General features: G+C 71.2%; 16 protein-coding genes. 3 read left to right on the top strand and 13 right to left on the bottom strand.

The features are described 5' to 3' along the window. Positions 1-46 precede the first annotated feature (46 nt). Both ACZ5XS_RS21555 and ACZ5XS_RS21550 read right to left on the bottom strand, forming a co-directional pair. Positions 47-910, bottom strand: coding sequence for an esterase/lipase family protein (locus ACZ5XS_RS21555; RefSeq protein WP_468653598.1), 864 nt, complete (start codon positions 908-910; stop codon positions 47-49). A 183-nt stretch (positions 911-1,093) separates the two neighbouring features. Beyond that, on the bottom strand, positions 1,094-1,540 hold the full coding sequence (locus ACZ5XS_RS21550; protein ID WP_468653596.1) for a MarR family winged helix-turn-helix transcriptional regulator: 447 nt from the start codon (positions 1,538-1,540) through the stop codon (positions 1,094-1,096). A 93-nt stretch (positions 1,541-1,633) separates the two neighbouring features. Here ACZ5XS_RS21550 and ACZ5XS_RS21545 point away from each other — a divergent pair, with 93 nt between their 5' ends. Next, positions 1,634-2,008, top strand: a complete 375-nt coding sequence (locus ACZ5XS_RS21545) for a cupin domain-containing protein (RefSeq protein ID WP_468653594.1) — start codon at positions 1,634-1,636, stop codon at positions 2,006-2,008. Positions 2,009-2,011: 3 nt separating this feature from the next. Here ACZ5XS_RS21545 and ACZ5XS_RS21540 read toward each other — a convergent pair whose 3' ends face one another. From ACZ5XS_RS21540 to ACZ5XS_RS21500, 9 genes are all read right to left on the bottom strand, one after another. Next, entirely contained in the window at positions 2,012-3,016 is a 1,005-nt protein-coding gene (locus ACZ5XS_RS21540; protein ID WP_468653592.1) for a DNA polymerase Y family protein, read from the bottom strand. Beyond that, positions 3,013-6,450, bottom strand: coding sequence for a DNA polymerase III subunit alpha (locus tag ACZ5XS_RS21535; protein WP_468653590.1), 3,438 nt, complete (start codon positions 6,448-6,450; stop codon positions 3,013-3,015). The genes ACZ5XS_RS21540 and ACZ5XS_RS21535 overlap by 4 nt, the downstream gene beginning before the upstream one ends. A gap of 492 nt (positions 6,451-6,942) precedes the next feature. Then, positions 6,943-8,025 carry a S1 family peptidase gene (locus ACZ5XS_RS21530; RefSeq protein WP_468653588.1) on the bottom strand — a complete coding sequence of 361 codons (1,083 nt, stop codon included), beginning with the start codon at positions 8,023-8,025 and terminating at the stop codon, positions 6,943-6,945. A gap of 619 nt (positions 8,026-8,644) precedes the next feature. Beyond that, positions 8,645-9,550 (bottom strand): S1 family peptidase, encoded by a 906-nt coding sequence (locus tag ACZ5XS_RS21525; protein ID WP_217238813.1) that lies wholly within the window; start codon positions 9,548-9,550, stop codon positions 8,645-8,647. Positions 9,551-9,759: 209 nt separating this feature from the next. Then, positions 9,760-10,542: a DUF1684 domain-containing protein gene (locus ACZ5XS_RS21520; protein WP_468653586.1), complete on the bottom strand. Its 783-nt coding sequence runs from the start codon at positions 10,540-10,542 to the stop codon at positions 9,760-9,762. 51 nt (positions 10,543-10,593) lie between these two features. Further along, positions 10,594-11,676 carry an LLM class flavin-dependent oxidoreductase gene (locus ACZ5XS_RS21515; protein WP_468653584.1) on the bottom strand — a complete coding sequence of 361 codons (1,083 nt, stop codon included), beginning with the start codon at positions 11,674-11,676 and terminating at the stop codon, positions 10,594-10,596. 34 nt (positions 11,677-11,710) lie between these two features. Continuing rightward, positions 11,711-12,472: an amino acid ABC transporter ATP-binding protein gene (locus ACZ5XS_RS21510; protein ID WP_468653582.1), complete on the bottom strand. Its 762-nt coding sequence runs from the start codon at positions 12,470-12,472 to the stop codon at positions 11,711-11,713. Positions 12,473-12,554: 82 nt separating this feature from the next. After that, the gene (locus ACZ5XS_RS21505; protein WP_468653580.1) at positions 12,555-14,321 is read right to left on the bottom strand and encodes an FAD/NAD(P)-binding protein; all 1,767 of its coding nucleotides are present in this window, start codon (positions 14,319-14,321) and stop codon (positions 12,555-12,557) included. Next, positions 14,318-15,175 (bottom strand): amino acid ABC transporter permease, encoded by an 858-nt coding sequence (locus ACZ5XS_RS21500; RefSeq protein ID WP_468653578.1) that lies wholly within the window; start codon positions 15,173-15,175, stop codon positions 14,318-14,320. Before ACZ5XS_RS21500 ends, ACZ5XS_RS21505 begins: the two co-directional genes overlap by 4 nt. Before the next feature lie 420 nt (positions 15,176-15,595). On the opposite strand from ACZ5XS_RS21500, the gene ACZ5XS_RS21495 reads away from it, so the two are divergent. Next, complete coding sequence (locus tag ACZ5XS_RS21495) at positions 15,596-16,537, top strand: ABC transporter substrate-binding protein (protein WP_468653576.1); 942 nt, start codon at positions 15,596-15,598, stop codon at positions 16,535-16,537. Between the two features lie 62 nt (positions 16,538-16,599). On the opposite strand, the gene ACZ5XS_RS21490 is transcribed toward ACZ5XS_RS21495, so the two are convergent. Then, entirely contained in the window at positions 16,600-17,787 is a 1,188-nt protein-coding gene (locus ACZ5XS_RS21490) for a DUF5685 family protein (RefSeq protein ID WP_468653574.1), read from the bottom strand. A gap of 301 nt (positions 17,788-18,088) precedes the next feature. Here ACZ5XS_RS21490 and ACZ5XS_RS21485 point away from each other — a divergent pair, with 301 nt between their 5' ends. Continuing rightward, positions 18,089-18,529, top strand: coding sequence for a cell division protein SepF (locus tag ACZ5XS_RS21485; protein WP_217238808.1), 441 nt, complete (start codon positions 18,089-18,091; stop codon positions 18,527-18,529). A gap of 39 nt (positions 18,530-18,568) precedes the next feature. On the opposite strand, the gene ACZ5XS_RS21480 is transcribed toward ACZ5XS_RS21485, so the two are convergent. After that, positions 18,569-19,744: an acyl-CoA dehydrogenase family protein gene (locus ACZ5XS_RS21480; protein WP_468653572.1), complete on the bottom strand. Its 1,176-nt coding sequence runs from the start codon at positions 19,742-19,744 to the stop codon at positions 18,569-18,571. Between the last annotated feature and the right edge of the window lie 86 nt (positions 19,745-19,830).

Here is a 19,830-nt window from a genome sequence, read left to right as displayed (position 1 = left end):
TCCGGGGCCTGACCTGCGGCTCAGGCCGGTCAGGCCCCGGCGGCACTCAGCCGAGCACCGACGCGCAGGTGGTCGGGGTGGCATGCGCCGGGTCAAGGGCGTTGGCCACCTCGTGGAAGGCGATCCGGTCGAACAGCCCGATGACGGCGTGCTCGGACAGGTCGGCCGGGCACAGGTCCTGGAGCAGGATGTTGCGCACGCCAGGTCCGCTGAGGAACTGGCTCCGGTACGGCGTGACCACCTCGTCGTACTTGGTGGCGAGGACCGTGTACCGAACGCCGGGCACGGTGTCGCCGCCCTCGTTGAGCTCGGTGAGGAAGGCGGAGCCGGCGACCTGGTCGGCGAGGGCGGGGGTGTTGGTCGTGAGCAGGTCCTCGATGCCCGGGAAGTACGGCAGGAGGCGGGTGAAGCCCGAGAGCGTGGTGCCGTGGTTGCTGGGCGCGATGCCGACAAGGGCGTTCACCTTGGCGGCTCCGCCGAGGAACTTGAGGTAGTAGCGGGGCATCATGCCGCCCTGCGAGTGGCCGACGAGGTCGGTCTCGGCGGCGCCGGTCGCGGCGAGCACCTTGTCGACGTAGGCCTTCAGCTGCTCGGCCGACTTGTCGATGGGGCCGAGGGCGTGGACGAGCGGGACGCCGGGCAGCTGGCCGTAGTCGAGAGAGAAGACGCAGTAACCGCGGTTCTTCAGGTAGGGCGCGAGGGCCAGCCAGTTGTCGACGGAGTTCGCGAAGGTTCCGTGCACGAGGACGACGGGGCGGGGATGGGCGGCGGACGGCTTGCAGGAGTAGTTGTTCCAGCCTCCCTGGCCGGAGGCGTCGGCGGCCTGGGCCGTGGTGGCGGGGACGACGGCTACCGCGGCGGTCAGCAGCAGTGCGGCCAGGGGTCTGAGCACTCGTTTCCAGGGCAGCATCGGGTGATCTCCTTGCGGCTCAAGGGAGTTGCGACGGCTCTACGCCCTGTGATCCGGATCACGAGGATGCTGTTCACTCGTCAAGTTACGGACGAGTAGTGCACTTGTGAAGTTACGCGTCAGTAAAAACTTCCAGTGGTAACCATCGATGGCCGGAGCCCCTGATAAAGAACTGAAGAATCGTCACCAGGTCGGCCTGATGGGACCATAGGGTGCGATGCGCCCCAATTGGTCGCGCAACGCGCGCACCGCGCCCTCACCGAGCAGCGTCACCCACGCCCCCACGGCTTCCGCGGCCGCCTCCTCCGCCGCCCGGGTGCAGGCCCACCCCCGCCCGGTCAGCACGACCAGCCGGGCCCGGGCGTCACCGGGGTGCGGCCGCCGCTCGGCGTACCCCTTGCGCACGATCTCGTCGACCAGCTGACTGGCGGCCTGCTTGGTGACGCCGAGGTGCGCGGCGAGCTCGGTGACCGTCGCCCCGTCGGGGGCGAGCCGGGCGAACGCGAAGCCGTGCGCGGGCCTGATCCCCTCGAAGCCACGGGCGACGACACCCTCGTTGATGCGCTGCGTGAGCTCGCCCGCGACGGCGAGCAGAGCGGCGGACAGGGCCATGGCTTCGGAATTCTGCACGACAGCATTGAAACACCGTTGACAACTTGGTCAGGCTGCTTGACCATAAAGTCAACTAGTCAAGAAGCTTGACTATCTGCCATCGGAGAGCCCATGCCCGTCGTCCGCCCGTCCGAAGCCGTCACCCACGAGATCCACGGCGCCCGCTTCGTCTCCTACGCCTCCCCCCGCACCGGCAGCACGGAGCTGTGCGCCTGGCGCGGCGAGATCCCGGCCGGGACCAGGGCGCCCGCGCACACCGTCAACCGGGAGGAGATCTTCCATGTGCTCGGCGGCGAGTTGCTGATGACCCTCGACGGCCACACACACCGCGTCGCCGCGGGCGACACGGTGATCATCAACGCCGGGTCGACCCTCGCCGTCGAGAACCCGACGAGCGAGCTCGCCACCTCCTGGGTCACCACCTCCATCGGCCTGGAGGCGGAACTCGCCGACGGCACCCGCATCACACCCCCGTGGGCCAACTGACCGCTACGCGGCCAGCGTCCCCGGCATCACCGCCCGCGGCCCGAACTTCGCCCGCACGCGGTCCGCGACCTCCTCGATGCGGCGCAGTTTCTCGTCCACGGGGTCGAAGGCGAGCTGGTAGGAGGCCAGTTCGGCGGGACCGAGGGCCTCGGCGCGCAGGGCGACCGAGCGGACCCGGGCGCGCTGCAGACCAAGAGCCTCGTACAGGCCGTAGGCCGCCTTCGTCAGCGCGGCCGAGTGCGCGGTCGGCTCCTTGAGGGTGCGGGTGCGGGTCGTCGAGGTGGGGGTCCCCCCGCTCGAGCTTGTTCGAGAGTGGGGGAGGTCGGCGTAGCGCACGGTGAGGGTCAGGGTGCCGCAGACCTTGTCGAGGGCGCGCAGCCTGGCGCCCAGTTCCTCGGCCGCCGAGAGCAGGGCCCGGCGGTGCCGGTCGGCGTCCAACTCGTCGCGGTCGAAGGGGCGTTCGGTGACCAGCGAACGGGACACGGCGTTCGGTACGACCCGCCCGCGGTCGATGCCGCCCGCCTTCTCCCGCAGTTCGCGGCCCGCCCTCGCGCCGACCAGACGCTGGAGGGTGGACAGGGGGGCGGCGGCGACCAGGCCGAGGGTGTCGAGGCCGTACTCGCCCAGGGTCCGGGCGGTGGCGGCGCCGACGCCGGGGAGCGCGGCGACGGGTTTGTCGGCGAGGAACTCCACCACGGCCTCTTCGGACACCGCGCGGGTCACCCCCGGTTCGGCGTCGTGCAGCACGAGGCGGGCCAGCATCGGGCCCGGCCCGGCACCGATCACGCAGTCGACGCCGTACAGGGCGAGCGCCCGGACCCGGATCACCGACGCCAGCTCCACCGCACCGCGCCCGAAGTACCGTTCGGCGCCCCGCAGATCGGCCAGCGCCCCGTCCGGCGGCAGCGCCTGGACGACGGGCGTGAACTCCTCGAGCAATCCGAGCAGCCCCGGCAGGGCCGCCTCCTCCGTCGGCGGCAGCTGGAAACGTACGCAGAGGATGGTCATCCCGCACTCCCCGGACTCTGGTGCCACAACTTCCGTACCTTCGCGGGCTCTTCGCCCGCCGGGCGCAGATCGGCCCACGGATGCAGTTCGTATCCGGTGGGCATCTGGATTCGCCTGCCGCCCGTCGAATCCCCGCGCCCTTCCGGCATGGGCTCCGCCAGTCGTGCCGCCACCTCGTCGAGCCCGCCCTCGGCGCGCAGTTCGGCCAGTTCGGCGAGGTTCCAGGCGGCGGCGCCCACCACGCTGAGGCTGCGCGGGCCGCGGCGCTGCACCACCCCGCGCACCAGCAGCAGCCAGGAGTGGAAGACGGTGTGGGCGCAGGCGTCGTGGGAGTCGTCGAAGAAGGCGAGGTCGACCAGGCCCGTGCCGTCGTCCAGGGTGGAGAAGATGACCCGCTTGCCGGACCTGATGGGCGGCGTCTGGGTGGCCGCCTTGGCACCCGCGACCAGCACGGTCTCCCCGTGCCGTGCCTCCCGCAGCCGCCGTGCCGGCACCACGCCCAGCTCGTCGAGGAACGCCCGGTGGTCGTCCATCAGATTGCGCGAGGCGTCCATGGACAGCACACCCAGCTCGGCGCTCAGTTTCTCCGCCGAGGAGAGGTCGGGCAGCCCGGCCGGGGCCGTCTTTCTGCCGCCCGCCAGCGGGAGTTGACCTCCGCCGCTGCCACTGCCCCGGGCTCCCCGGTGCAACTCGGTCAAGTGCAGTTGCAGATCACGGCGGTTGGCACCGAACGCGTCCAACGCACCGACCTGCGCGAGCCGCTGGGCGAGCGGCCTGCTCGGGCGGGCCCGTTCCCAGAAGTCGAGCAGCGAGGCGTACGGCTGCCCGTCCGCGATCCGTGCCGCCTCGGCCTCGCTGATGCCGTGGACGTCGGAGAGGGCCAACCGCAGCCCCCACACCTTCGATTCAGACACCAGTTCGATACGATGGGCGACCGCCGACCTGTTCACGTCCAACGGCAGGATCGGCACCCCACGCCGCCGCGCGTCCGCCAGCAGCAGCCGCTTCGGGTACATCCCGGGGTCGTGCGTGAGCAGCCCGGCGTAGAAGGCGGCCGGGTGGTGCGCCTTCAGCCACGCCGACTGGTACGTCGGTACGGCGAAGGCGACCGCGTGCGCCTTGCAGAAGCCGTACGACCCGAAGGCCTCGACGATCCCCCAGGTTCGCTGAATCGTTTCTGCGTCGTAGCCGTGGGCCGCGGCGTGCTGCGCGAACCAGATCCTGATCCGCCCCTGCGACTCCGGGTCGGACAGCCCGCGCCGCACCCGGTCCGCCTCGCCGCGCCCGCAGCCGGTCATGATGGCGACGATGTCGATGATCTGCTCGTGGAAGACGACGACTCCGTACGTCCCCTTCAGCGGCTCTTCCAGGTCCCGGTGCGGGTAACGGACCGGTGCCCGCCCGTGCCGCGCCTCGATGAACGGCCGCACCATGTCGGCGGCTACCGGACCCGGCCGGAAGAGCGAGATGTCGACGACGAGGTCGTGGAAGGTGGCCGGCTGCAGCCGGCCGACCAGGTCCCGCTGCCCCGGTGACTCGATCTGGAAACAGCCCAACGTCTCGGTGGAACGGATGAGTCGGTACGTCTCCGGATCACCGTCCGGCACCGCGTCCAGGTCGATCCGGTCCCCCGTCGCCCGCTCCACCTCCGCGACCGCGTGCGCCATCGCCGACTGCATCCGCACGCCCAGCACGTCGAGCTTGAGCAGCCCGAGGTCCTCGACGTCGTCCTTGTCGAACTGCGCCATGGGCAGCCCCTCGCCGCTGGTCGGCATGACCGGCGTACGGGAGAGCAGGGAGGCGTCGGAGAGGAGCACTCCGCAGGGGTGCATGGCGACTCCGCGCGGGAGGGCGTCGAGGGACTCGACCAGTTCCCAGAGCTTCCCGTAGCGCTCCCCTTCTCGCTGGAACTCCCCCGCCAGCTTCCTGAGTTCGGGCAGTTCCTCCAGTGCCGCGCGGGCGTCGCGGGCACGGATGTGCGGGAAGGACTTGGCGATGCGGTCGATGTCGGCCGGGTCCATGGACAGGGCCGCACCCACGTCACGGATGGCGTGCCGCACCCGGTAGGTCTCCGGCATCGCGACCGTCGCCACCCGCTCGGCACCGAACCGGCCGATGATCGCGCGGTAGACCTCCAGACGGCGCGCGGACTCCACGTCGATGTCGATGTCCGGCAGGACGACCCGCTCCTTGGACAGGAAGCGCTCCATCAGCAGCCCGTGCTCGACCGGGTCGGCGTGCGCGATGCCGAGGAGGTGGTTGACCAGGGAGCCGGCACCGGAGCCGCGGGCGGCGACCCGGATGCCCATGTCCCGTACGTCGTCCACCACCTGAGCGACCGTCAGGAAGTAGGAGGCGAAGCCGTGGTGGGCGATGATGTCCAGTTCCCGGTGCATCCGCTCCCAGTAGTGCCGCGCTTTCGGGGAGCGGTCGTACCCGCGCAGCACCATTCCGGTCGCCGCCCGCGAGGCCAGCGTCCGCTGCGCGGTGCGGCGGTCCGCGCCGACCAGGTGCGGCTCGGGGAAGTGGACCCTGCCGATACCGAGGTCGTCCTCAGGGTCGACCAGGCACTCGGCGGCCGTCGCCCGGGTCTGTTCCAGCAGGCGGTGGGCGGTGTCGCGCCGGTAGCCGGCGGCCTCGACGATCCGTTCCGCCACCCCGAGCATGGCGGGCGCGTCCTTGAGCCAGGCCTCGCCGGAGTCCAGTTCCTTCGTCGGGTCGACGGGAACCAGACGGCGGGCCGCGTCCAGGACGTCGGCGACCGGGCCGAGGCCGGGATCGGCGTACCGGACGGCGTTGCTGAGCACGGGCCGGATCCGCTGCTCGGCGGCGAAGCCGACGGTACGGGCGGCAAGCCGCAGGGAGCCGGGGCCGGTGCCCTCGCGGCCGTGCCAGACGGCTTCGAGGCGCAGGGCGTCGCCGTACACCTCCCGCCAGGGGGCGAGCAGCTTGGCGGCGCGGTCGGGGCGCCCCGCGGCGAGGGCGCGGCCGACGTCGGAGGCGGGACCGAGCAGGACGGTCAGGCCGTCGGCCGTGTTGTCGGCCCAGGGCAGCAGGGGCGCGCCCTCCCCCGCGTGCGAGGCCGTGACGAGCCGGCACAGGTCGGCCCAGCCGCGGGCGCCGTTCCGGGCGAGGAAGGTGACACGGGGTGCCGACTCGTCGATGAAGGCGCCTCCGCGCACGGGCGTGCGGCGCCGCTCCTGCCGTCCGCCCTCGGGCGTCTCCACCGCGAGGTCCACGCCGAACAGCGGGCGGACCCCCGCCTTGGCGCAGGCCTTGGCGAAGCGGACCGTGCCGGCGAGGGTGTCGCGGTCGGTCAGGGCGAGGGCGTCCAGGCCCCGCTCACAGGCGCGCTCGGCCAGCCGCTCCGGGTGTGAGGCTCCGTACCGCAGGGAGAACCCGGAGACGGTGTGCAGATGCGTGAAGCCCGGCACACACACCTCCCGCACTCGTGAGCCCGACGGGGCTATCGAACATTTGTTCCCAGCTACCTCACCCCCACCATAGACCAAATCTCGAATGTGTGTGCGACCTCCGCTCGGGCCCCTCCCACCTGCGCAAACACCCCACGGCCCGGACCGTGGGGGCATGACGCAGACCACCGGTGCCGACACCCCGAGTACCCCTTTTCCCGGCGAGGCGAAGGACACCGTGACCCCTCGGGCGACGCTGCTCGTACCCGGCGTGGTCGCGCTCCAGCTGCCCCGCCGCCGACGGCGGGGCAGCGCGGAAAGCGACAGCCGAAGCAGGCCGCGCAGGCCGCGCGGACCATGCCGGCCGAGCGGGCCGCACGGACCGCCTGGACCACGCCAGGCCGTTCCCGTACGACTACGACGCGAAAGTCCCGCCCCTCGCGCGCGGGGCGGGACTTCACGAAGCCGGATCACGGTGCCGGATCAGGCGATCCGGCAACCCGCGGGCCAGGGTCAGCCGATCTGCGTACCGGTCGCCGACAGCGCCTCGGTCACCGGCTGGAAGAAGGTCTCCCCGCCCGAGGTGCAGTCGCCGCTGCCGCCGGAGGTGAGGCCGATCGCGCTGCTGCCCGAGAAGAGCGAACCGCCACTGTCGCCGGGTTCGGCGCAGACGTCGGTCTGGATCAGGCCGTTGACGATGTCGCCGTTGCCGTAGTTCACGGTGGCGTCCAGACCGGTGACCGCGCCGTCGTGCACCTGGGTCGTGGAGCCGCTGCGGGTGACCTCCATGCCGACGGTGGCCGCGGCCGCGCCGGTGATCTGCTGGGAGGAGCCGTTGTAGAGGTCCACCTCGCTCGGGTGGTCCACGTCGGCGGTGTACTTGACCAGGCCGTAGTCGTCGTCCGGGAAGCTGGAGACCTCGTTGGTGCCGATCTCGGTGCCGCTGGAGTCCGACCAGGTGGAGACGGACTCGGTGCAGTGCCCGGCGGTGAGGAAGTACGGCTCGCCGCCCTTGACGACGTTGAAGCCGAGCGAACAGCGCCCGCCACCGCCGGTGATGGCGTCGCCGCCCGCGATGAAGGGCTTGAACTCCCCCTTTGTGCGCTGGAGTTCGGCCGTGCCGCCGAGCCCGTCGACGACCTTGGTCAGCTTCGCCCACTCGGCCTCGGAGACCGTGCGGTCGGCGGTGACCACGACCTTGTTGGTCGTCGGGTCGGTCGCCCAGGAGGTGCCGGGGATGGTCGCGTCCTGCGTGAGGGTGCTGCGGGCGCTCTTCAGTTCGGCGAGGGAGTTCGCCACGACTCTGGCCTGGGCCCCGGCCGCCTCGACGGTCTCGGCCGCGGCCTCGTCGACCACGTTGACCACGAGACTCCTGGTCTTCGCGTCGTAGAACGTGCCCGCCGCGTCGGCGCCGAGGTCCTGGCCGAGCGTCGAGGCGAGCTTTCCGGCCGCCAGAGCCGAAAGGGCCCGGGGCTCAGGGGTGTTCGCAGGCTCGCTGGCGTTCGCAGTCTGGAAGGTGACTCCCGCGGCGACCAGCGCGGTGATGCCCGCACCTGCCACGGCGACCCGCCGCCTGGGTATGCGTCGGTGCTTCAACTCGCGTCCTCCTGTGGGGGGTCGGCCCGGAGGTTGTGGGGACCTCGTGGACCGGAAGGCTGGTTGACGAGCGACCACTCTTCCGAACCCCACAGGGGGCGCACAAGGTCGACTTCCGGACGCGCGTAGAACGCGGTTGCGCGCCCCCTTCGTTTTGACTGTCCACGGTCACCCCAGGCCCTTCGCCCTGCAAACACTACGTGCGAGTAATATCCATCAGCCTGTGAGGTCTAGTCCTGTCTTGAAACCGCCCCTCAGGCATCGGAGTTCGGCCGAGGGTCGGCGGAGGGGAATTGCTCCTGCACCGATTGCTGCGCCGCAGGAGGCGTCGGCTGCTGCCCCGCAGGAGGCGTCGGCTGCTGCGCCATGGAAGGCACCGGCCGCTGTGCAACGGAAGGCACCGGTCGCCGTGTCGCGTCGTCACGGCACCCCCCAGGGCCCGGCGTGGACGTGTCACAGGGGCTGCCGCCTGCGCCTGCTCACCGGGGATGACCGCGTGTACGTCGGCGGTGCCCCGGTGCCCGGACAAGGGCGAGCCCCCGCACACCAGTGGTGTGCGGGGGCTCGCCTGCTGCCGGCTGCAGGCTGGGCCGTACGGGTGCCGAAGGTCGCCAGGTCCTCAGTAGATGCTGACGCCGTAGGCGCTGAGGGCCTCCGTGACGGGCTGGAAGAAGGTCGTGCCGCCGGAGCTGCAGTTGCCGCTGCCACCGGAGGTGAGACCGTATGCGGTGCCGTTGCTGCCGTAGAGCGAACCGCCGGAGTCGCCGGGCTCCGCGCAGACGTTGGTCTGGATCAGACCGGAGACGATATCGCCGCCGCCGTAGTTGACGGTCGCGTTGAGGGCGGTGACACGGCCGCTGTGCGTACCGGTGGTGGAGCCGTCGCGGATGACGGTGGTGCCCACGCTCGGCGTGGCCGCTCGGGTGATGTCCACACCGTTCGCGGTGCCGGGCCTGCTGACGGACCCGGAGTACCGCACGATGCCGTAGTCGTTGCCCGGGAAGCTGGAGCCCGTGGTCGAGCCGATGACCGTGGTGCGGCCCGAGTTGGAGTACCAGGTGCCCGCGCCGTCGGTGCAGTGACCGGCGGTCAGGAAGTACTGGACCCCGCTGCTGTTCTGGACGTTGAAGCCGAGGGAGCAGCGCCAGCTACTCGCATAGATGGCGTCGCCGCCCTGGATCAGCTTGTTGAACTTGCCGGGGGTCCGCTTGATCGTGAGCGCGTCGGCGTTGGCGCCCGCCTGCTCCTTGATCTTCGCGATCTCGGCCTGGGAGACCGTGCTGTCGACGGTGACGACGAGACGGTTGGTCTTGCTGTCGACCGCCCAGGCGGTGCCCGGGACGTCGGCCTTGAGCACCGAACTGCCGGCGCTCTTGAGCGCGGTGGCGCTGAAAGTGCTGGGGGTGTCGGACGCGTTCGCGCTGGGGACCGCGATGGCTGCGGCGGCTGCGAGTCCGGCGGTCACGGCGATCAGCCGGGTCCGTCTCGTGATGCCGCTGCGGGGGGTGGTGCGCTTGATCCTCACTTTTCGTTCCTCCACATGGGAAGTCGGGGGCCCTCGTGGGGTTCGGGCCCGTGAGGCGCAGCCAGGTGCCGGGTGCCCGGATTCCGGACACGTCGTGCTCCTGACAAGCGCTGTGGGGAATATTCGGCCGAACGGACGGTAGGCGCAAGGGCGCCTTTCGGCCGTCAACATTTAAACGATCTCTGTGGTCTACGCGAGATGACCGCTTTTCAGAGCAGGTTGCGCTCCCCCGCCTCGACCGCGGCGTCCAGCCCGTTCCCCGGTGGCGGGAAAGGGCAGACGAAGTGGTCGGCGAACGCGCACGGCGGCAGCAGCGCCCGGTTGAGGTCGACCGTCGTACGGCCGTCGGCGTCCGGCGCGGCGGGCCGCAGGAACCGGAAACGGTAACTGCCGTTCCCGCTCGTGGTATCGCCGAAAACCGCCCACAGCGAGCCGTCACCCTGGACCGTCACCTGAAGCGTCAGTTCCCGCCCGTCCAGGGTGAAGGCCAGCTGCCCGCCGAGGCCGAGCCCGCGCGCCCGGCCGTCCGCGTTCTCCACGCGTACGGTGCGGTCCTCGCCGTACGGGGTGAACCGTCCCGGCACCGACCAGCGCGGATCGTACGGGGTGGCCTCGATGCCCCGGAACGCCCGGCGGGCCGGGGAGGCGGGGTCGAAGTCGCGCACGCCCCAAACGCCTTCGCGTACCAGCACGACCAGCCGCCGCTCCCCGTGGGCCACCCGGGCGGCGGCAGCCGCGCCCGGATCCACGGTGAGCCGCACCTCGCCGGCGAAGGGCCGGCCGTCCACGGTGAGACCGTCCCCTTCGGCGGCCGTGAGGACGACCGTCCCGCCCTCGACGCTCCATGCACCGGGGGTGTCCGGAAGTCGCCCGTCCGGAAAGTCCTCCAGCCAGTACGTGCCGGTCAGAGCGAGCGGTCCGTAGGGCGCCGCCGCTGTCTCGACGCGGTGCTCGTGCCACCGCCTCCACGCGTCGGACGCGTCCGTCCTCATGTGATCAGCCCTTCCCCGCCGGTTCGGCGAGTCGCAGGTGTGGGCGCGGTGTCATGACGCTCCCCCGGTCCCGGCGTACTGGTTGGCGGGCCGGGGGAGTCCCAGGTGCTCCCTGAGAGTGCTGCCCGGGTAGAACGTGCGGAACAGCCCCCGGTGTTGCAGCAGTGAAACCGTGCCGTTGACCAGCCGCTCCAGGTCACGGCGGGGCTCGGCGGGTATGAGGTGGAAGCCGTCCGTCGTACCGTCCGCGTACCAGGCGCCGATCAGCTCGGCGAGGTCGACGGGACCGCCCCGGTACAGCGGCCCCTGGGGCGTCTGGCGGGGGCCGCCCCCGCCGTGGCCGGGCTCGGCCGCGTACTCGCCGCCGCCGAGGTCGACGACGAGACTGGCGAGCACCCGCAGGTCGTCCGGGTCCCGGCCGAACTCCGAGGCGGCCTCCCGGAGTTGATCCCGTACGGCAGCGAGCTGCGCCGGGCTCACGGCTTGGACGAGCGCCACGTCGGCGTAGCGGGCGGCGGTCCGCCGGGCGGGTCCCTCGGTGGCGTCGACCACACGCACGGGGTGGCCCTGCGGGGGTCTCGGCACGAGCGAGGGATCCGTGACCGAGAAGGCGGAGCCCGTGGAGCCGACGTGCTGCAGCTTGGCCCGGTCGACGAAACGGCCGGTCGCCACGTCCCGTGTCCCGGCGTCGTCCTCCCGGCCGTCCCCCGGCTTCGCGGCCGGTGCGGCGACTTCACCGGCCTCCTGCCACAGCGCTTCGGCCGCCGGGTCGACGTTCCGCCGGCCGAAGAGGCGGGCCACGCCCTCGGTGGTCGCCACGTCGAGCCGTCGGCCGGCCCGGCCGCGGCTGACCCGGTCGAGGGTCGCGACGGCCGCCTGGACCTGGAAGGGCTCGGTGTGCGTGGTCGTGACCGTGGCCACCAGGCCCACCCTGCTGGTCGCGGGCGCCACCCGGAACAGGACGCCGAGCGCGTCGGGGCCGGGGCGGGCGAAGCCGTCGTCCAGGGTCACGAAGTCGAGACAGCCGCGCTCGGCGAGCCGCGCCAGAGCGACGTAGGAGTCGGCGTCGTACACCGCCCGCTGGTCGACGGCGGCGGCCAGGTGCAGCAGGCGCCGGCCGTGCGATGAGGTCATGGAAAGCAACCCTTCCTGGCAGGCCTTGCAGGCCTCAGAGGACCTTGGAGAGAAAGGCTCGGGTCCGCTCGTGGCGCGGCGCGTCCAGCACGTCACCGGGCGCGCCCCGCTCGACGATCCGCCCGTCGTCCATGAAGACCACGGTGTCGGCGACCTCGCGGGCGAACCCGATCTCGTGGGTGACGACGATCATCGTGGTGCCCTGGTGGGCCAGGTCCTTGATGACGTCGAGGACTTCACCGACCAGCTCGGGGTCGAGCGCGGAGGTCGGTTCGTCGAAGAGGAGCAGCCTGGGCTCCAGCGCGAGTGCCCGGGCGATGGCCACCCGCTGCTGCTGCCCGCCGGAGAGGTGCCGCGGATAGGCGTCCGCCTTCTCGGCGAGCCCCACCCGGTCGAGCAGCCGGCGCGCGGACTCCACGGCGTCCTTGCGGGGCCGCTTCAGCGCGGACACCGGCGCTTCGATGATGTTGTCCAGCACGGTGAGGTGCGGGAAGAGGTTGAAGTTCTGGAAGACGAAGCCGATGCGCGTGCGCTGCCTCAGCACCTCGCGCTCGCGCAGCTCGTACAGCCGGTTGCCGGAGCGCCGGTAGCCGACCAGCACCCCGTCCACGCTGATCGCGCCCCGGTCCACCTTCTCCAGATGGTTGATGGTGCGCAGCAACGTGGACTTGCCGGACCCGGACGGGCCGAGGATCACGGTGACCTCGCCCGCGCGCACGGCGAGGTCGATGCCCTTGAGCACGTCCAGTGAGCCGAAGCTCTTGTGGACGGACCTGATGTCGACCATGACGGTCATCGCGGATTCCTAGCGATCGAAAGGGAGCCGAAGGGGGTGAAGTGTGGTGGAAGGGGAGCGAAGGGCGGTCGAAGGGGGTGTCTCACGCGGCCGCCCGTCCGGACAGTGCGCTCAGGAAGGCCAGCGCGGCCCGGGCCGTCGCGTCGTTCTGCCGGAACGCGGGCCCTCCGGTGCGCGGCCGGGTGAACGCGCCGGGGGCGCGGGCGTCGGTGTGCGGCCCGAGCGCGAAGCGCCGGGGATGCGGCCGGCCTGCCCGGTCGAGGATCCGCCCGTCGGCCGGGTCCACCCGGAGCAGACCGTCCGGCGTCTCGGCCACCCCGTCGGCGTGCAGCTCACGCAGCAGCGGGTCACGGGCCCGCCCGACCGTCGGCTCGGGCAGCCGCGCCTCGACCAGTGCCCGGGCCTCCACGACGGAGTCCGGGACGCTGGCGCTCGACGCCCGGAACACCCCGCCGCCGGTGCTGACGGTCATGCCCGCGCCGAGGAACCGGACCACGCCCGCGCGGGACAGGGCGAGCAGCTGCCGCAGCCGGGGCCCGGGCGGCCCGGAGGCCAGATAGCTGAAGAACCCGTGCCACCAGGGGCCGATGTCCCCGAGCCGGACCAACTGGCCGTAGACGGAGAGCAACCCGAGGAAGACGGCCAGGTCGGGGCTGTACGAGGGGTCGTGACGGCGGCTCAGGTCGCTGTCGACGTACCCGCGCAACCCCTCCTGGAGCTCCTCGTACGACCCGTACCGCACTCCCTGAAGCGGACGGTCGAGCGCGCCGAGGTCGAGCCGGTCGGCGGGATCGGGCACGGCGGACGCGACCAGGGCAGCCCGCCCGGCCGGGTCGTCGACGGCCGCGTACTTCTCCTCGAAGACACTCCAGGCCACGGTGGTCCGCTCGGGGTGGACCGTGAACAGCCGGTGGTAGTGGGCGAAGCCCAGTTCCTTCTCCACCAGCGGCCACACGTCCCGCCGGAAGTCGAAGCCCCCCGGCCGGGCGAGCAGACCGTCCGCCTCCGCCGGCCCGAAGAACCGGGGCAGCGGCGGCCGTTCACCGGTCCAGTCGTAACCGATCTTCGAGTGGTACGGCACTCCGCGCCGCGAACCGACGTACAGGACCGGCTCCCGCCCCGAAGGCACGTACGTGTCCCCGGTGTACCGCCCGCCCCGGCCCTCGGTGAGCAGCACCATCAGGTCGACGAAGGCGAGCCCGAAGCCGCGGACGAGGACGGGTTCGCCGGGCGCGAGCCGGGACAGGTCGCTGTCGGCGGTGAAGTCCGGCGGGAGGTGGACGAGGCCGTGCTCGCGGGCGTACGCCGCCAACTCGCGCTGCTCACCGTCCGGTTCGGCGTCCAGGTGGCCGAGGGCGAGCACCACGAGGTCGGCGAGGAGCGGGCGGGCGCGGCCCTCCAGCCACACCTGCTGGCGTCCCTGGGGCGGCCCGCCGACCCGCAGGGCACGGCGTGGATGGTGGTGGACGACGACGCCCGGCGGCAGCTCGGCCACCGCCCGCTCGTGCACCCAGCTCAGGTAGGCGCCCTGGAGCCGCCGGTCCGCGAAGGTGCGGCCGTCGATGCCGGCCCACTCGTGCAGGGTCGGGCCTTCCCGCACGGGCCCGGCCATGTCGACCGTCTCGTCGGTGAACATGGTGACGTCCTCGGCGTGCGAGTTCATCCACAGCAGCGGCGACTGGGCCGGGCGCCAGATGCGTCCGGCACCCGGCGGATGCGGGTCGACCAGGTGGATGTCGAGGCCCGGACCGGCGTACAGCTCGGGTGCGTTGGCGGCGATCCGCTCGATCAGACCGGTTCCCCGCGGCCCGGCCCCGACGATCACCAGGGAGGGCCGGTGAGCGCTCATCGGGTGCGCTCCGAGCCGCGCGCGTAGTGCTTCTCGACGTAGTGCTGGCCGAGGCTGAGCACCGAGGTGACGATCGTGTACCAGACGGTGGCCACCATCAGCAGCGGGATGACCTGGTAGGTGCGGTGGTAGACGAGTTGCACCGAGTAGAGCAGGTCGTGCACGGCGATGACGCTGACGATCGAGGTGCCCTTGAGGGTGCCGATCAGCATGTTCCCGGCGGGCGGCACGATGGAGCGCATCGCCTGCGGGAGCACGATCCGCCACCAGCGGCGCCACCGGCTCAGGCCGAGCGCCTGCGCGGCCTCGATCTGCCCGCGGTCGACGGAGAGGATGCCACCGCGGACGACCTCGGCGGCATACGCGGCCTCGTGCAGGGTGAGGCCGATGATCGCGACGGTGACCGGGCCGAGCAGGTCGACCGTCTGCACGCCGAGGATCTGCGGGTACAGCACACCGATGTTGAACCACAGCAGCAGCTGCACCAGGATCGGAATCGACCGGAACAGCCAGACGTAACCCCAACCGACGCTTCTGAGAACGGGGTTGGCGGACAGCCGGAACGCGGCGAGCAGCGTGCCCAGCGCGAAGCCGAGCACCATCACGAGCGCGGTCAGCCACAGGGTGAGCCACAGGCCGCGCAGCACCGCGTCCGAGGTGAGGTGGTCGGCGACGACGTCCCACTGGAACGCCTTGTTGCGCAGGACGGAGTTGACGGCGAGCGCCAGCAGCACCAGTACGGCGAGGGCGGCGGCCCACTGGCCGGTCCGGCGCTGCGGGACGATCCGCAGGGAGTCCGCGTGCTCGGGGACGTCCGGTGCGGCGGGTGCTTTGGCGAGGGTGTCGGAGGACATGCGAAGGCTCCGTGGCATCGAGTCGGGAGAACTCGGGTGGGTGCCTTCACACGGATACGCGCGGAACGTGCCGCGCGGTACGGCCGAGCCCCTCAGCAGGGCCGTCCCCTGAGACTACGGGTGCGATTCCCTTCACTGTCAAGGCTGTCCGGACTGTGAGCCGTACGTCTCACGTCGGTTGACGCACCACCGGATGCCTGCTCCACTTGGCCCATGCATCCACAGCAGTGGCTGGTCAAGCGCTCCCACATCGACTTCGGTCGCGTGTGGTCCTCTTCCTGTTGAGCTGACCCCCTGCGCGCCCTGAGCTGTTGATCCGGCGGGGCGCTTTCGCGTTCTCCCCGTTCGCTTTCCTTTCTTTCGCCTTCACACGCGCTCCCCCTCACCCAGCGCTTCTCGCTCCCAGGAGACCGCCACACCATGCGTACGCCCACGCGTGCCCGAAACAGGCTCATCATCCCCTTTGCCCTGATCACCGCAGCGACCCTGCTCCTCACCGCGTGCGGCTCCGGCACGGACGACGCCGTCAGCGCCTCCGCCCGGTCCGACGAGGTCCCGACCAAGGACGTCGTCTCCGCCGTCGGGAAGGACGAGGCAGCGGCCGCCCTCCTGCCTTCCGGCGCGTCGAACCTCACCATCGCCGTCAGCGTCTCCGGCCAGCCGCCCGGCACCTCGATCCTGGACGACGGCAGGACCCTGGCCGGCCAGGACGTCGACTTCGCGAACGCGGTCGCCAAGGTCCTCGGCATCGGACTCAGGACCGAGCAGGCGAGCTTCGAGGCGATCCTGCCGGCCCTCGACAGCGGCAAGTACGACCTCGGCGTCGGGAACTTCGGCGTGACCGACGAGCGCCGCAAAGCCATCGACTTCGTCACCTACATCAACGACGGCCAGGGCTTCGCCACCCGCGAGGACAGCAAGCTGCCCAAGGTCACCGACCTGATCCAGCTGTGCGGCCTGAACATCGCGACCGGCGCGGGCACCACCTTCGAGGCCACGCTGGAGGACAACCAGCACCTGTGCACCGACGCGGGCAGGAAGACGTACAAGGTGCAGACCTACAACGAGCAGGGCGCCACCTGGTCCTCACTCCAGCAGGGCCGCAGTGACATCGTGATGTCCACGATCAACGGCCTTCGGTACGCGGTCGCCCACCAGGAGGGCGTGAAGTTCCTCAACGAGTTCCACCGCCTGGACGTCGGCTTCGCCTTCGAGAAGGGCAGCAAACTCACCCCCGCCTTCCAGGCCGCGGTGAACAGCCTCATCGCAGACGGGACGTACGACAGGATCCTCAAGAAGTGGGGGACGACGGGCTCGGCGATCACGACCTCGCAGATCTCGCCCCCGGAACTCAAGGAGTAGGCGAAGCTTCCGGGCGTCGACCCGCCCATGGGGGCGGATCGACGAGATCAGGCGCAGGCAGGTCAGCAGTCGCAGCCACAGTCGCACCCGTCGCCACCGCAGCAGCTGCCGCAACAGTTCCCGCAGCAGTCGCAGCAGCTGCAGCAGTCACTGCAGCCGCTGCAGTCGGTGTTGGTGCACAGTCCTTCCCGGCGCCGGCCGCTCCACGGGTCGTCGAAGTGCCCGCAGCACATCTGGCACGTGCAGGCGAGTCCCGCCCACACCGCGCACCCGGCGAGCAGCCCGCGCCGGTCGCGGCGGGGCGGCTCCGGGGGCAGCGGGGCTCCCGGACCGCCGGGCGGGGCGTACGGTCCGCCCGGCATCGCCGCCGTCGGCGCGGGCCCGTGGGCGCAGGAGGCGGTGCCGAAGGCCCGGTCCACGGAGGTGCGCAGCTCGTGCACGAGCAGTCGGTGCGCGAGCTTCGCGTCCGTGAATTCCGCCTCCCGCAACGCGAGCCGTATCCCGTGCACGGCGTCTTCGGCGAGCCGCCGGGCCTCCGTGAGCGGAGTCCCGGTCGCGGTGAGGGGGTTCCAGGCACCCGACGCGGCGTCAGCTCCCCTGTCCTCCACGGCGTCCAGGAGATGCGCGAGCCGTCCGAAGAGGCGTCCGGCCTCGGCGAGCGGTTCGGCGTTGCCCGGCCGTCCGGCGAGGACCGCGGTGTGCGCGAAGGCGGCGGCGGTCGCGGTCTCGGTGGGTTCGGTGACCGTCAAAAGGGGCGTTCCCGGCCCCGCCAGCGCCTCGATGCCGATCTGCCGGTCCACCGCGTCGACGAGCAGGGCGGTGTCGAACCCGACGTCCGAGCCGGTCCGCTCCCCGGCCCGGCCCCAGCTCGTGGCGACCCGGCGCGCGGCGAGCGCCACCGGTTTGCGGGCCAGGACCCCGTCCCCGTCGGCGACATGGTCGCGCACCTTGGCGGAGGCGAGCACCAGCGAAACGGCGGCCGCGAGCCGCGCCCCCTCACCGTGCGCGACGGACGCGGTACGCATTCCGCGCAACGGACAGGGCCCCGCGGTACGCCGCCCGCCACCGGCCCGCTCGGCCTGAGCTTCCGTCAGAACCGATATCAGCAAGCCGTCATAGTTCGTGACGATCCTCGCGAACTGCCCGTGGTCCTTGCGCAGCGCGAGGCACAGCCCGCACAAATGGGCCATCCACTGGGTGCTGAGACTCTCGCCGAGCCGGTGACGGCAGGGCCTGACGATTCCGAACACGACGATCCCCCGGTGATCCGTACGGCGTTGAACTGCGGTGAGCTGCGGCATCGTACCGATCGCTGCATTCACCCGTACGCACCGCCCATCACCCGTACGCCGTGAAGAATCATATTTCACTCACAGTCAGCAGCCGTTTGCGGAACGACCCTTGGGACACTTGGACTCTCGACGGATTCGCTGTGCACCAGTACCGTCACAAACCCCCCGGGCGGCGTCTATCCACTTGGCGCGACGTCCGCATCATGGATGACCATAGGGATGCGGAAAGCAGAAAAGACCGCTGTGAGAGGAGGCGTCCATGGGATCGGTACGCAAGGCAAGTGCCTGGCTTGGCCTCGTCGACGACAACGATGACGAGCGTTACTACGACGACGACTACTCCGAAGGGACCGAGCAGCCCGGGGAGGCCTGGGTCACGGACCCGCGGGTCAAGGTGGCCTCGGACGTCGCCGAGGAGAAGGGCCGCCGGATCGGCACGGTCACCCCGGACAGCTTCCGGGACGCCCGCGCCATCGGTGAACTGTTCCGCGAAGGTGTCCCGGTCATCCTGAACCTCACGGCCATGGAGGCCGCCGACGCCAAGCGCGTCGTCGACTTCGCGGCCGGGCTGATCTTCGGCCTGCGCGGTTCGATCGAGCGCGTGTCCACCCGGGTGTTCCTGCTGACCCCCGCCAACACGGAGATCGTGAACGGCGACCCGGCCGCGCACCGCACGGACGGCTTCTTCAACCAGAGCTGAGGCAGGGCCGCTCACCGGCCCTGCCGCTGCTCGGGGGAATCAGCGGAAGGCGTCCAGCCCGGTGAGCGCCTTGCCCAGCACGAGCTGGTGCATCTCGACGGTGCCCTCGTAGGTGAGCACCGACTCGAGGTTGGTGGCGTGCCGCATCACGGGGTATTCGAGCGAGATCCCGTTGGCGCCGAGGATGGTCCGGGCCGTACGGCAGATGTCGATGGCCTCGCGGACGTTGTTGAGCTTGCCGAAGCTGACCTGCTCGGGACGCAGGCGGCCGGCGTCCATGCGCCGCCCGAGGTGATGGGCGAGCAGAATCCCCTTGTGCAACTCGACCGCCATGTCGGCCAGCTTGGCCTGGGTCAGCTGGAACCCGCCGATCGGCCGGCCGAACTGCTCCCGCGTCCTGGCGTAGTCGACCGCGGCCTCGAAGCAGGTGCGGGCCGCGCCCATGGCGCCCCAGACGATGCCGTAGCGGGCGTGGGACAGACAGCTGAGCGGGCCCTTGAGCCCGGTCACCTCCGGCAGCACGGCGTCGGCCGGCAGCCGTACCTCGTCGAGCACGAGCTCGCTGGTGACGGAGGCGCGCAGCGACCACTTGTGCTTGATCTCCGGCGCGGAGAACCCGGGGCTGTCGGTCGGCACGACGAACCCGCGGATCCCGTCCTCGGTCTGTGCCCACACCACGGCCACCCCGGCGACGGACCCGTTGGTGATCCACATCTTCCGGCCGTTCAGCACCCAGTCTCCCCCGGCGTCGCGCTTGGCGTACGTCCGCATGGCGGCGGGGTCGGATCCGTGGTCGGGCTCGGTGAGCCCGAAGCACCCGATGACCTCACCGGAGGCCATGCGCGGGAGCCAGCCCTGCTTCTGCTCCTCGCTGCCGAACCGGTGGACGGCGTACATGGCGAGGGACCCCTGCACCGACACCAGCGACCGGATCCCGGAATCGGCGGCCTCCAGCTCCAGACAGGCCAGCCCGTACTGCACGGCACTCGCACCGGCGCACCCGTACCCGCTGAGCGACATTCCCAGCGCGCCGATCCCGCCCAGCTCCCGGGCGAGCTCGCGGATCCCGGGCAGCTCACCGCTCTCGTACCACTCGGCGACATACGGCAGCACACGATCACCGGCCCACGCCCGCACGGTCTCCCTGACGGCGAGGTCCTCCGGCTCGAGCAGGTCGTCGATGCCGAGGGGGTCGGCGGGGTCGAACGGAGCCATGAGCAGATCCTCCCAAAACTAGCACCGCTAGTTACGCACTTGCGGGGCTGACGATACGAGGCAGCGTCCCGCACGTCCAGGTCATC

This window comes from Streptomyces sp. NPDC033131, assembly GCF_055578365.1.
This window is presented reverse-complemented; position numbering and strand designations above follow the sequence as displayed.